We start from the raw sequence: 12330 nt of genomic DNA on the forward strand, positions 1-12330 counted from the left end.
AATGAACTGATGGCAAAGCACAATGAAGCACCACCCTCAATTCAATAGGGTGTTGCACTCAGAGCCTGCATCCGCCCCCATATTAAAGCTGTGAAATATAGACCACATAAACTATAATCAAGAAGCTGACAATGCAATAAAAATCTCATATATATAATTCTACACTTTATACTCTAACCTCTTTCAATCATTATTCTCACTTTCTCCTCCTGGGTGACGGAAGGCGATCACCACGACACTGCCCACCACATAGACCGCGCCCAGCCACAGGAAGATATTGTCGAAGGCCAGCACCTCGGCCTGGATGCTGATGCGCTGGGCGATCATCTGCACACCGGCCTGCCATGGATCAGCCAGCCCCGCGAAGGTCGACTGATAGCTTGCCAGCTGATCGATCACCACCTGACGGCTCTGGTCGATGGCCCCGATCATCTGGTTCCAGTGATAGTCCTCACGCAGCTCGCGGATGGTGTCGATCAGCGCCAGCCCCACCGCGCCGCCCAGGTTGCGCATGACGTTGAACAGGCCACTGCCGTTGCCTATCTCGTGGGGCGCCAGACGCCCCATCGCCAGCCGAGAGGCCGACAGCAGCACCATGATCTGGCCCGCGCCGCGGATCACCTGCGGCCAGAAGAAGTCATCGAAGCCCGAGTCCGAGGTCAGGTGCACGTTCATGCCGGTGCCGAGACCGGTCAGCACCAGGCCGATGCACAGCATCAGGCGCAGGTCGATGCGATCGGAAAGCTTGCCCGCCACCGGCGCCATCAGGAACATCACCACGCCGCTGACGAACATCACCTGCCCGATCTGCACGCTGGAGAAGCCGGAAATCGAGCCGAGAAACAGCGGCACCAGATAGACCAGCCCGTAGAGCACCACGCCGATCCAGAAGCCGATGATCGCCCCCAGCGCGAAGTTGCGGTCCCTGAATACCCGCAGGTCGACGATGGGGTTGCTGGTCGTCAGCACGCGCCAGAAGAAGCCGACCGCCGCCACCGTACACACCACGCTCCAGAACAGGATCAACGAACTGGCGAACCAGTCATCGCCGGGCCCCTCCTCGAGCACGAATTCGAGGCTGCCGAGAAAGACCGCCATCAGCGCCAGGCCCAGCGTATCCAGACGACTGAGCAGACCGCGGTCGCCGCTGTCGATCTCCAGATTGCGCCACACCAGTGTCGCCACGATGATGCCCGGCACCAGATTGACCAGAAACAGCCAATGCCAGCTCATGTATTCGGTGATGTAGCCGCCGACGGACGGCCCGATGGAGGGCGCCATGGTCGCCACCAGGCCGATCACCGCCTGGATGCTGCCCATCATGCGGCGCGGGAAGATCGAGAAGCTGGCCGCCTGGGTCAGCGGAATCATCGCCCCGCCCATGAAGCCCTGGACCGCGCGCAGCACGATCAGGGCTTCCAGCGAGGTCGAGAGCGCACAGCCCAGACTCGCCAGCGTGAAGCCCAGCGCCGAGACGGTCAGCACCAGCCGCGTCGAGAAGATGCGCGCCAGCATGCCGGAGAGCGGAATCATCACGATCTCGGCGATCAGGTAGCTGGTCTGCACCCAGGAGATCTGGTCCTGACTGGCGGCCAGGCCCGCCTGCAGCTCGTTGAGCGAGCTGGACACGATCTGGATATCCAGAATCGCCATGAACATGCCGAACACCGCGGCCACGAAGCCGATCTGCTGGCGGCGCGTCGGCATGTCACTGGCGGTGCCCGCCGGGGGCTGGCTCGGAGGCTGTCTCGGGGTCTGGGCCGAGGACTGAGTCGTCTCGGCCATGCTTACTGCGCTCCGCGATCAGCGCTAGCGACCTGCGCGGCATCGGGCGCGATGACGTCCCTGGAGAGGCTATCGACGGCATAGGTGCCGGTGTCCGAAAGCTCTCGTGTATCGACGCTGGGGATGACCGACAGACCGGCGCGCAGACGCGGCAGCGCATCCGCTGGGCCGGTCAGGCGAATGCGCACCGGCACACGCTGGACGATCTTGTTGAAGTTGCCGGTGGCGTTGTCGGTCGGCAGCAGGCTGAACTCGGTGCCGGTCGCCGGCGCCAGGCTGTCCACCACGCCCTCAAACTCGATGTCCGGGTAGGCATCCACCTCGAGACTGACCGGCTGGCCGACGCGCATGCGCTCGGTCTGGGTTTCCTTGTAGTTGGCCACCACATAGGCGCTCTTCACCGGCACCAGCTGCATCAGGGTCAACGAGGCGCTGGCCATGGTGCCCACCTCGACACTGCGATTGCCGACCACGCCATCCTGCGGCGCGTAGATCGAGGTCTTCTCCAGCTGGTGGCGCGCGTAGGCGAGATCCGCCGCCGCTGACACCACCTGGGCACGCGCCGACTCCAGCTGCGCCTTGTAGACCTCAAGCTGCTGCCGGGCAGACACCAGCGCGGCCTGCTTCTGGGCAACGCTCGCCTCGGCGGTGCGCATGGTCACCTGGTCATCTTCATAGGACTGACGCGAGGCGTAGCTGCGGCTCTCCAGACTTCTGGAGCGCTTGAGGTGCAGCGCCGCCTGATCGCGTTCGGCCTTGGCCGAGGCCAGCGCGGCCTTGGCCTCGTCGATCTTCGCGCCTTGCAGGTCCAGCTGACGCTCGGCCTGGACTTCCCCGGTACGGGCGTTGTCCAGGGCGGCACTGGCCTGGTCCAGATTGGCCCTGGCATCTTCGTCATCCAGCTGCACCAGCAACTGCCCCTTCTTCACCGGCTGGTTGTCATGCACCAGCATGCGCGTCACCCGCGCGGTGATCTCGGAGCGCACCGCGACGCTGTCGGTGCGCACATAGGCGTTGTCGGTCTCCTGCATGAAGCGCCCGACCTGCCACCATTCGACCCCCACCACTCCGCCAGCGATCACGCCCGCCACCACGATGAGTGCCACGACACCCTTGCCTGCCTTGTTCATTCGGCGACTCTCTCTTGCTGCCTGTCGGTGACAGGCGTGTAATCTGTCTGACGCTGCGGATGAGGCGGCCACGGCGCTTGCGAGCGCTCAGGCCACGGCTGTCATCTTGCATCGCCACAAAGTGTAATAAATACTACACTTCCTTGAGGCAGCCCCGACAGTTTCGACAGACAGCGTCTCTCGTTCGCAATATCGCAACCTTGCCTGTTTCAGGCGGTTTCCGGATCACAGACAGGACACTCACATGACTGATTCGCCCTCATCAGAGACCGCCCCTGACTCGGGAAGCACCACGACTCGCGCCTCACCGCGCGGGGAAGCACGCCGCAAACGCCAGCTGGAAGTCGCGCGCGAACATTTCCTCGAACACGGCTTCGCCGCGACCAGCATCAATGAGATCGCCAGGCAGGCCGGCGGATCACTGGCAACGCTGTATCGTAATTTCGGCAACAAGGACGGCCTGTTTCTGGCCGTGATGCAGCAGGAGGCGCAGACGGTGTGGTCGGTGATGGACCACGAAGCCAATGAGACACGCAGTGTCGAGGAAGCGCTGGAAGACTTCGGCATGGCGATGCTGGCGCTGGCCCTCGCGCCGGAACTGATCCGCCTGTTCCGTGGCCTCGCCTTCGAAAGCGGCCGCAACCCGCAGCTCGGCAAGCTGTTCCTCGACAACGGCCCCAAGCTGACCCGACAACGCCTGGCAGGCTACCTGTCGCGTCAGGTCGCCCAGGGCCACCTGCCGTCCACCGGCCTCGGCCAGGAACCACTGGCCGCCGCCAACCTGCTCACCGGCATGCTGCTCAACCCGCTGCATGTCGACGCCCTGCTCGGCTGCCCACCCGATACCGCAAGCCCGGAACAACTCCGCCCACATGTCAGACGCTGCGTGCGCGTCTTTCTTGCCGGCTTCGGAGCAAGTTAGAAAGCTTGCTGGCTTCGGGGCAAGTTGAGAGCTGGCAGGTTTCGGTGCCTGAGGGACAAGCTGTGAAAGGAAAGCGGGTACACGCTCATCTAGGGAGGATTGAAGAGGCGAAAAGCGAGGGTCGAGGATGAGAGAAGCCCGGGCAGCACTGCCGGCTTCAGGGCGTGTGGGTGAACTTCTGCATCTTCTTGACCAGCGTCGACTGGTTGATCCCCAGCGATGCCGCCGCAGCGCGAGTGGTGCGGTGCTTCTCCAGGGCTTGCTCGATCAAGCGCCGCTCCAGAGCTTCGATATGTTCCTTCAGCGTGCGCTCCGGTGTGCCATCCTCCGGGGCGGTTATCGCGCCGAGCATCATCGAGTCATCCCACCCTGCACTGGCATGCGCCGCAAGATACTCTGCCGGCAGGACATCGGATGTGATCAACTCGCTGGTGGTGGTCACCACGAGGCGCTCCACTAGATTGATCAACTCACGGATATTCCCGGGCCATGCATGGCCGCCCAGTAGCTCGAGCACTTCAGGATCAAGGCGCCGGACCAGTGCATGACGCTGACAGAAATGGCGGAGGTAATGCTGCAGCAGCGGGATCACTTCGCTGCGCCGCTCACGCAGCGGTGGCAGCGTGATGGGCACGACACTCAGGCGATAGTAGAGGTCTTCCCGGAAGCGCCCCTCCTTCACCCGAGCAGCCAGATCATGATGTGAGGCGGTCAGCAGACGGACGTTGGTGCGCCGAAGCTCTGTCCCGCCGACAGGCATGAAACGCTGCTCCTCGACGACCTTCAACAACTTGGCCTGCAATGAAAGCGGCAGATCACCGATCTCATCCAGGAAGAGCGTGCCACCATTGGCGACGTCCAGAAGCCCCTGCTTGCCACGTGCGTTTGCACCGGTGAAGGCGCCAGGCGCATAGCCGAACAACTCGGCTTCCAGCAGCCCTTCCGGCAAGGCAGCACAGTTGAGCTCAAGGAATACCCCCTCGGCACGCGTGCTGTGCTCGTGAAGATAGCGGGCCAGCAGCGTCTTGCCCGTTCCCGTCTCGCCCTGAATCAACACCTTCACATCAGTGGCAGCCACGCGTTCCGCCAACGCGAAACAGTCGGCAGTAGCGTCACTGGTCACCAACTCCAGCGACTGTTCATCCGTCCCGGAGCTGACGCTGTAGGTGTCATGCAGAGAGTGCAGTTGGCGCAACTGCTCCTGTGCATGCTTGGCGCGCAGCAGCTCGGTGATATCGCGCACGCTGGTGACCACATGGCTCAAGGTGCCGTCGTGGGCCAACATCGGGAGACCGCTGACCAATATCTTGCGGCCATCGCGCAGACTCTGCACGAGGGTGACGGGCTTGCCGTCACGGATGACCTCCAATGACACCGACTTGGAGATATACCCCCGGCGCACCAGCTCCTGCATGTGATGCCCCAGCACGTCACTGCGCTTGAGCCCGGTAATACGCTCATAGGCCTGATTGATGGCGACGGTCACGCCACGCCCATCGGTGATATAGACACCGTCATGCAGGGCATCCAGCAAACGCTGGGTCGGTACCTGAGCCAGCAGATCAGACGCCGGATCCGCGCCAACCTCCGTGGCATTCTTCCCGGTTGAGCTGCCCCGCTGATTGGAGAGCGCGAGGCGTTCCTTGAGTTCCGCGGCGGACTCCACCTCCTGACGCGTCAAGACACCGATAACCTCACCACGTGTATCGATGACCTTGACGGCCTCCAGTGACTGGCGCTCCAGCAACGCCAGCGCTGCTTCAAGTCTGAGATCCTGCTCCACGTTCTGCATTGACGACTCCCCCGGCAGAAACCCCCGCGCGCTCAGGCGGCGGGGGGACATGGGGTCACGATACGTCAATGCGAGGACGTCGGGGAGTCTGTCGAAGCGGCACCTGTCGAGGACAGGCTTGCTGTCTTGCTGTCGGCCGGCGCGATATCTGACTTGCCGATATCACGGCTGAAGGTCTCATCGATCTCGCCGGAGAAGAAGCGCTTGCCGTAGATCAGCAGACACAGCGCAATGCCGATCCCGAAGGCCCAGGCAGCCCCCTTGATGACCAGTACGGCGGCGATCACCCCGGCAATGCCCAGGTCGCGCTGGCTACGCGCTTCCAGAATGCCCAAGCGCACGCTGACATAGCCCTGGATCAACAGCGTCAGTGCCAATGCTATCCCCAGGATGGGCTGGACCAGACTGACGATGGGCAGCAACAGCAGACCGGTGTTGGTGCCCCAGCGGAATGAGCCCGAGCCACCGAACAGCGAATGCATCGCCTGCTTGCCTTCCTTGTAGCGTTCGACCACCACCACTTGCATGGCAGCCCACAGCGGGCCACACATGGTGACGTCCGGGCCGAAGAGACTCATCAGTGTATTGCGCCCGCCGAAGATCATGTGTGCACGGTTGGCGTCGTAGTCGATCTTCTCGTCGGGGCGGGACTCATCAGCTTCCTCGACCAGTGCCTTGGACTGCAGAACATCGCCGAACAGCACGATATAGGCAGCCAGCACGGTCGGCAGCGCCGTCAGGAACATCGATAGCGGCGGCAAGCCGACACCGAAGACAGTGTACTGGCTGAACATGGTCACGAAATCAGGTTGGCTGAAGCCCCACTGCACATCAGGCCATGCGGCCTCGCCCACCAGCGGAGCGACGACGATCGCCAGCAGGATGATCGGGAAGATGCCCAGCTTGCCGAGATTGCTCCAGAACGGATTCGTGGTCTTCAGCTTGGCGAAATGACGCGAGAAGATGATGTAGAAAGCCAGACCTACCGCGATGCTGATGGTGATGGGATAAGTGTCGAAACGCCCGCCTTCCTTGAAGACCACGCTGATTGCGGCCAACCCCGCGCCCATGATGATGCCAGCCTTGATCGCCGAGGGGATCATGTTGACCACCTTGCTGGCCAGCCCCGTTCGCCCGAGCACGATGGCCAGTATCCCGAGCATCAGCTGGAAGGCAATCAAGGCATGCACCCGCGTCTCCCCCTCCGGGAAGGTCGCCACATAAGCCATCAACAGTGGAATGGCAGGCGTGATCCAGCCGGGAATGACCGGGTCGCCCAGCAGGTGGTGAACCAGATACAGCAGACCATTGAGCATCACGATGGCCAGTGCGGCCTCGAACGGCATGCCCAGGAGCTCCGTCATCAACGGGATGGCGGCGAGATCCACCGCGCACATCAACAGCCCTTGCAGGTAGTCGGGCAGCTCGAAACGGTAGTGCAGGAAGGGAAGACGAATCTTGAAGGGCCCCAGCGCGAAGTAGGGGCTTTCCTCACCGGGCTGGCGGGTTTTCCAGTGGCTCATGATGGCGTTCCTGTTGTTATCGTTATGCATCTTCACCTGTGGTGGAGATGGTGTTCAGAAAGGAGATTCAGCGCTTCAGTAGGCCGCGCGATAGATACTTTCGATATCGGCCTGGCTGAGCTGACGTGGATTGTTGCGCAGCAGGCGTTCGACCTTGAAGGCATCTGCCGCAAGAGAGGGGATGTCCTCTTCGGGGATGTCGAAATGGCGCAGGCCGCTGGGGATGTCCACATCACGACATAGCTTATGTAGTCGCTCGACGACCAGTTCGGCAGTCGCTTCATCCTTGAGCTTGCGATGTGATGTATCGAGGGCCTCCGCAATATCTCGGAAGCGCTCGACACAAGCCAATGCATTCCAGCGCATCACGTGGGGCAACAGCAGCGCATTGGTCACGCCATGTGGCAGGTGGTAGCGCCCTCCCAACGGATAGGCCAGGGCGTGCACCGCCCCGACACCGGCATTACCGAACGCCATCCCGGCCAGCAGACTGCCAGTCGCCATGTCTTCACGCGCCTTGAGATCGGCAGGATTGGCATAGGCCTTGGGCAAGGCCTTGATGATCAGGCGCATGGCCTTGATGGCCAGTGCATCGGTGATCGGCGTGGCGAAATTGGAAAGATAGGCTTCGATGGCGTGGACGAGCGCATCGACACCGCTGGCGGCAGTGACATGGCGGGGGCAGCTCACCGTCAGCTCCGGGGCAACGATGGCGACATCTGGCAGCAAGTAATCATTGACGATGCCTTTCTTCATCCTCGCTTCGGTATCAGACAGAATCCCGATGTTGGTCACCTCGGACCCGGTGCCTGATGTCGTCGGCATGGCGATAAGTGGCGCTCCGCGGACACGCGCCTTGTTCTCGCCAAACAGACTCTCGAGATCACCATCATGGGTGGCATACACCGCCACGCATTTGGCGATATCCATCGCACTGCCACCGCCTACCGCGATCAGGCTATCGCAGCCCCCCTCGCGGTAGCTGCTCATGCAGTCCTCGACGATATGCACTTCAGGTTCGGCGCTGACATCACTGAAGATGCGATAGTCCGTCAGGTGTCCCCTGGACTTGAGGTCATCCAATTGAGCCTTGATCGGCTCCAGTGTTCCGGACCCCAGTACACCAGGGTCAGTGACCAACATCGGCGAATGCATGCCAAGTCGCATGACCTCCTCAGCAAGACGAGTCGAGGCTTGTTGTCCGGTGATCAGACGATTGGCAGATTTGAAGCTGGCGATACTCATGGCGATATCCTTTGGTGAGTGACGAGATGAATCCGCTGACCGCGTCTCTTGTCACTGTGGATAGCAAGCGCCATGCCAGCACCATTCACCTTACAACCTACTGATATTACTAACATTATTTTCAACCACCCTCCCAAGGTCGCTACACCAATGGTCTAGAGGTGATTCTATATCGCATCAAATAAGCGCCAACTGGATTCCCTATGGAATCAGAGACGATGCCTATCATGCTGTGCAGTCGGCGTGGATTGCCTATACCGAAAAGTATGCGGATGACCAGAAGCGCACCCCGCAGAAAGTGAGCGATGCCCGCCAGGCGAGTGGCCTCAGGCGGGCCTTGGCTGGCGCAGCCGCGTCAACCACCCGCCGCTGCGTGCCTGGGCGCGTACGCCGGGGAAGTTGAGTTCGACCTGGCGCAGGCACAGGGTCAGCAGGATGGTCAGCACGAGGTAGATGGCGCCTATGAACAGCAGCGGCTCGTAGGTGAGGAAGTTCTCGTCGCGGATGATGTTGGCGACCTGCAGCAGGTCCATCATGGCGATCGTCGAGACCAGCGGCACCGACTTGAGCAGCAGGATCATCTCGCCGGTCAGGGTCGGCAGGCACAGCTGGATGGCGCGCGGCAGCCACAGGCGACTGAAGACCTGAAACGGCCCCATGCCGAAGGCGCGCCCCGCTTCCCGCTCGCCCGGCGGCACGCTGAGCAGTGCCCCGCGCAGGACTTCACCGGAGTAGGCGCCCACCGAGAGGGTGAAGGTCAGGGTGGCGTAGAAGAACGGATCACGCAGGATGCCCCAGAACATGCTCTCGCGAATGCCGGGAATGCCTTCCAGCAGCCGGCCGATGCCGTAATAGAAGAAGAACAGCTGCACCAGCAGGGGCGTGCCGCGCATCACGATGGAAACGCCGCTGGCCAGCCAGGCGAGAGGCCTGGGGCCCTTGATGCGCGCCATCGCCATGCCGACCGCCAGCGTGAAGCCGAGCACGGCCGACACCACCAGCAGCACCAGGGTGTTGATCAGTCCTGTCCACAGTGATTCCTGATAGTAGGGGTCCGATAACCAGCTGAAATCCATGTCACGCCTCCTGGGCTGAAATATCGGGTTCGCCGCGGCGCACGTAGCGCTCCAGACGACTGAACACGGCGCTCGAGGTCAGGGTCATCAGCAGATAGAGCAGCCCCGCCACGCTGTAGAACAGGAAATAGGCGCGCGAGCTGGCGGCCGCCTGCTGCACGGTGAAGAACAGCTCGCTGAAGCCGATGACGCTGATCAGGGCGGTGTCCTTGATCAGAATCAGCCACAGGTTGGACATGCCCGGCAGTGCGTTGGGCAACATGCCCGGCAACGTGATGTAGCGAAAGCGCGCCATGGGCGAGAAGCCGTAGGCATCGGCCGCTTCCAGCTGGCCCTTGGGAATGGCCAGGATGGCGCCACGGAAGACTTCGGTCATGTAGGCGCCCTGCACGAAGGCCAGGACGCCGACGGCGGTGACGAAGCCGCTGATCTCGATCTTTCCCGCGACACCCAGCGCGTTCATCAGGGCGGTGAGTGCCTGGGAGCCGCCGTAATACAGCAGGATGATCAGCAGCAGTTCCGGCACCGCACGCACGGCCGTCGAATAGCTGGTGGCCAGCACGCGCAGCGGCGCCCAGGGGCTGAGTCGTGACGCCGCCCCCACCAGCCCGAGCAGCAAGCCGATGGCGTAGGCGGCGAAGGCGATCTGCAGGGTGGTGACGGCGCCGGCGAGTATCGGGGCCGCCCAATCGGCGAGCCCTTCCTGGGCGAACTGGGACATGAACAGCGTCCTTCTCGTATCAGTAGGAAATGGCGGATGCGATACGCGAGGCGTGCTGACCGGGCGACCTCGGCCGGCTGGCCAGCACGCGCAGGCTCAGCCCAGGCAGACGTCGGTATCGAAGTACTTGTTCGAGAGCACCGTGCAGGTGCCGTCCGCATAGACCTGATGGATGGCGCCATCGAGCGCCTCTTTCAGCGCGCCATCTTCCTTGCGCACCCCGACACCGGCACCGATGCCGTAGGCCTCGTGCTGAGGTGTGGTCGCCTTGATCTCGAAGTTGCTGGCCTCGTCACGCTTGACCAGTGCGCTCATGGCGATCTCGTCGGCCAGAATCACGTCCACGCGCCCGGACAGCAGGTCACTGTTGACCTGCTCCTGCTGGTCATAGAGACGCACATCGACGCCGGTGCTGCGCAGCGCTCGACGCGCGAAGTTGGCGTGGGTGGTCGCCGCCTGGGTGCCGAGAATCTTGCCGTCGAGGCCGTCCGGTATCTCGAGCTCTAGATCCTTGGCGGCCACGTAGGCACCGGGCGAGTTGTAGTAGGGGATGCTGAAGTCGATGACCTTCTCGCGGGCCTTGGTGATGGTCATCGAATTCATGATCATGTCGATGCGGCCGGCCTTCAGCGAGGGGATGATGCCGCTCCAGCCGGTCGGGGTGATCTCGCACTCACGCTGCATGGCGTCACAGATCGCCTCGGCCAGTTCGACCTCGAAGCCGGTCCACTCGCCGCTGGCGGAGGTGTAGGTGAAAGGCGGGTAAGGTTCCGCGGAGATACCGATCTTGAGGGTGTCGGCGGCGTGTACCTGAGCGGCGCCCAGCGTCAGTCCACCCAGTGTCAGTCCCCCCATCATCAGGGCGCCGGCCAGCTTGCGCAGCGCAGAGGTGGGAGCAGAGGTGGAAGTGGAAGCAGAGGCAGAACGCGTTTCGCGCGCGGTCAGTGAAGGTGTCTTGGCAGCGAATCCAGCATCGTTCATCAAGGTCATCAGGCCATCTCCTGGCTGTTGTTGTGGGTCCATCTACGTCATGGCGGGGAGGTCCATGCCGGGGTGATACAGGCGGAGCTCAGGCGGCCGGTGCGATGAAGCGGCGGCAGCGCTCGTGCTCGGTCTGCTCGAAGACCTCCGCCGAGCTTCCGGCCACGCCAACCCTGCCCTCATCGAGGAACACGATTTGATCGGAGACTTCTCTGGCGAAGGCCATCTCGTGGGTCACCATCAGCATGGTGCGGCCCTCATCGGCGAGGCTGCGGATGACGCCGAGCACTTCACTGACCCGCTCCGGGTCCAGCGCCGAGGTCGGCTCATCGAAGAGCAGCACGCGCGGCTCCATCGCCAGCGCTCGCGCGATCGCGACCCGTTGCTGCTGGCCGCCGGAGAGAAAGGCCGGATAGCTGTCGGCGCGCTCCAGCATGCCGACACGTTCCAGATAGTGCTCCGCGATACGCGTCGCCTCGCGGCGTGACATGCCCTTCACGCGCATCGGCGCCTCGGTGACATTGCCGAGCACGGTCAGGTGCGGCCACAGATTGAACTGCTGGAAGACCATGGTGACCTTGGAGCGCAGGCGCTGGATCTGCCGACGATCCAGCCCGATGAGGCCGCCACGGCTATCGCGGTCGAAGCGCACATGCTCATCGGCAATCGACAGCTCGCCCCGGTCGGGGCGCTCGAGCAGGTTCATGCAGCGCAGCAAGGTGCTCTTGCCGGAGCCACTGGCGCCGATGATGGTGGTGACGGTGCCTTCCTTCACGCGCAAGGACACGTCGTGCAGCACCGCCAGATCACCGTAGTGCTTGACGATGTTGCTGGCTTCGACGACGACCCGATTCGAGGCAGCGCGCACGGGCCTTGCCTGGCCGTCCGGGCGCGCCTGCTGAGGCTGGGAGATGCCGTCACTGTCTGCATTCTTCGAGCGGGTCATGGGAGATACGTTCGAGGGCGAGATAGTCATGAGCGACTCACAAGTGGGTGGCTGTGGCTGGCGTGAAATGGGCGATCGTGCAGCCGCTAGCGGCGTGACGCACCCTGCTGGTGCGGCGTGATGCTGCCGGGCCTGACGGACGATGCGCGGATGACGCCTGTCTTGCCGCTGCGGGCTGCGCAATCGGCGATCGAGCTGCAATCGAGCGA

At 62.6% G+C, this 12330-nt stretch carries 10 protein-coding genes; 1 reads left to right on the top strand and 9 read right to left on the bottom strand.

The window, feature by feature from the left end; all coding sequences use genetic code 11:
• Window positions 1-183: 183 nt before the first annotated feature.
• Entirely contained in the window at window positions 184-1785 is a 1602-nt protein-coding gene (locus R2R70_RS18080; RefSeq protein ID WP_410978661.1) for a DHA2 family efflux MFS transporter permease subunit, read from the bottom strand.
• Window positions 1786-1787: 2 nt separating this feature from the next.
• Window positions 1788-2915, bottom strand: a complete 1128-nt coding sequence (locus tag R2R70_RS18085; RefSeq protein ID WP_107335662.1) for an HlyD family secretion protein — start codon at window positions 2913-2915, stop codon at window positions 1788-1790.
• A gap of 244 nt (window positions 2916-3159) precedes the next feature.
• Between R2R70_RS18085 and R2R70_RS18090 the strand changes: the two genes are divergently transcribed.
• The gene (locus R2R70_RS18090) at window positions 3160-3837 is read left to right on the top strand and encodes a TetR/AcrR family transcriptional regulator (protein ID WP_107335663.1); all 678 of its coding nucleotides are present in this window, start codon (window positions 3160-3162) and stop codon (window positions 3835-3837) included.
• Window positions 3838-3994: 157 nt separating this feature from the next.
• Here R2R70_RS18090 and R2R70_RS18095 read toward each other — a convergent pair whose 3' ends face one another.
• The 7 genes from R2R70_RS18095 to R2R70_RS18125 form a co-directional block, all read right to left on the bottom strand.
• Window positions 3995-5629: a sigma-54 interaction domain-containing protein gene (locus R2R70_RS18095; RefSeq protein ID WP_410978662.1), complete on the bottom strand. Its 1635-nt coding sequence runs from the start codon at window positions 5627-5629 to the stop codon at window positions 3995-3997.
• A 65-nt stretch (window positions 5630-5694) separates the two neighbouring features.
• Window positions 5695-7152: a hypothetical protein gene (locus R2R70_RS18100; RefSeq protein WP_166019638.1), complete on the bottom strand. Its 1458-nt coding sequence runs from the start codon at window positions 7150-7152 to the stop codon at window positions 5695-5697.
• 75 nt (window positions 7153-7227) lie between these two features.
• Window positions 7228-8397 (bottom strand): iron-containing alcohol dehydrogenase, encoded by a 1170-nt coding sequence (locus R2R70_RS18105; protein WP_324691166.1) that lies wholly within the window; start codon window positions 8395-8397, stop codon window positions 7228-7230.
• A 326-nt stretch (window positions 8398-8723) separates the two neighbouring features.
• Window positions 8724-9473 (bottom strand): ABC transporter permease, encoded by a 750-nt coding sequence (locus tag R2R70_RS18110; protein ID WP_410978663.1) that lies wholly within the window; start codon window positions 9471-9473, stop codon window positions 8724-8726.
• A 1-nt stretch (window position 9474) separates the two neighbouring features.
• The gene (locus R2R70_RS18115; RefSeq protein WP_410978664.1) at window positions 9475-10194 is read right to left on the bottom strand and encodes an ABC transporter permease; all 720 of its coding nucleotides are present in this window, start codon (window positions 10192-10194) and stop codon (window positions 9475-9477) included.
• Between the two features lie 96 nt (window positions 10195-10290).
• The gene (locus tag R2R70_RS18120) at window positions 10291-11184 is read right to left on the bottom strand and encodes a transporter substrate-binding domain-containing protein (RefSeq protein WP_410978665.1); all 894 of its coding nucleotides are present in this window, start codon (window positions 11182-11184) and stop codon (window positions 10291-10293) included.
• 79 nt (window positions 11185-11263) lie between these two features.
• Window positions 11264-12121, bottom strand: coding sequence for an amino acid ABC transporter ATP-binding protein (locus tag R2R70_RS18125; RefSeq protein WP_410978666.1), 858 nt, complete (start codon window positions 12119-12121; stop codon window positions 11264-11266).
• Window positions 12122-12330 lie beyond the last annotated feature (209 nt).

The organism is Cobetia sp. SIMBA_158, assembly GCF_046566945.1.
Lineage (GTDB): Bacteria > Pseudomonadota > Gammaproteobacteria > Pseudomonadales > Halomonadaceae > Cobetia > Cobetia amphilecti.

Excerpts from the sequence above, each read along its gene's own strand:
- R2R70_RS18080 (WP_410978661.1), bottom strand. The coding sequence starts at position 1,785 with ATGGCCGAGACGACTCAGTCCTCGGCCCAGACCCCGAGACAGCCTCCG.
- R2R70_RS18085 (WP_107335662.1), bottom strand. The coding sequence starts at position 2,915 with ATGAACAAGGCAGGCAAGGGTGTCGTGGCACTCATCGTGGTGGCGGGC.
- R2R70_RS18090 (WP_107335663.1), top strand. The coding sequence starts at position 3,160 with ATGACTGATTCGCCCTCATCAGAGACCGCCCCTGACTCGGGAAGCACC.
- R2R70_RS18095 (WP_410978662.1), bottom strand. The coding sequence starts at position 5,629 with ATGCAGAACGTGGAGCAGGATCTCAGACTTGAAGCAGCGCTGGCGTTG.
- R2R70_RS18100 (WP_166019638.1), bottom strand. The coding sequence starts at position 7,152 with ATGAGCCACTGGAAAACCCGCCAGCCCGGTGAGGAAAGCCCCTACTTC.
- R2R70_RS18105 (WP_324691166.1), bottom strand. The coding sequence starts at position 8,397 with ATGAGTATCGCCAGCTTCAAATCTGCCAATCGTCTGATCACCGGACAA.
- R2R70_RS18110 (WP_410978663.1), bottom strand. The coding sequence starts at position 9,473 with ATGGATTTCAGCTGGTTATCGGACCCCTACTATCAGGAATCACTGTGG.
- R2R70_RS18115 (WP_410978664.1), bottom strand. The coding sequence starts at position 10,194 with ATGTCCCAGTTCGCCCAGGAAGGGCTCGCCGATTGGGCGGCCCCGATA.
- R2R70_RS18120 (WP_410978665.1), bottom strand. The coding sequence starts at position 11,184 with ATGACCTTGATGAACGATGCTGGATTCGCTGCCAAGACACCTTCACTG.
- R2R70_RS18125 (WP_410978666.1), bottom strand. The coding sequence starts at position 12,121 with ATGACCCGCTCGAAGAATGCAGACAGTGACGGCATCTCCCAGCCTCAG.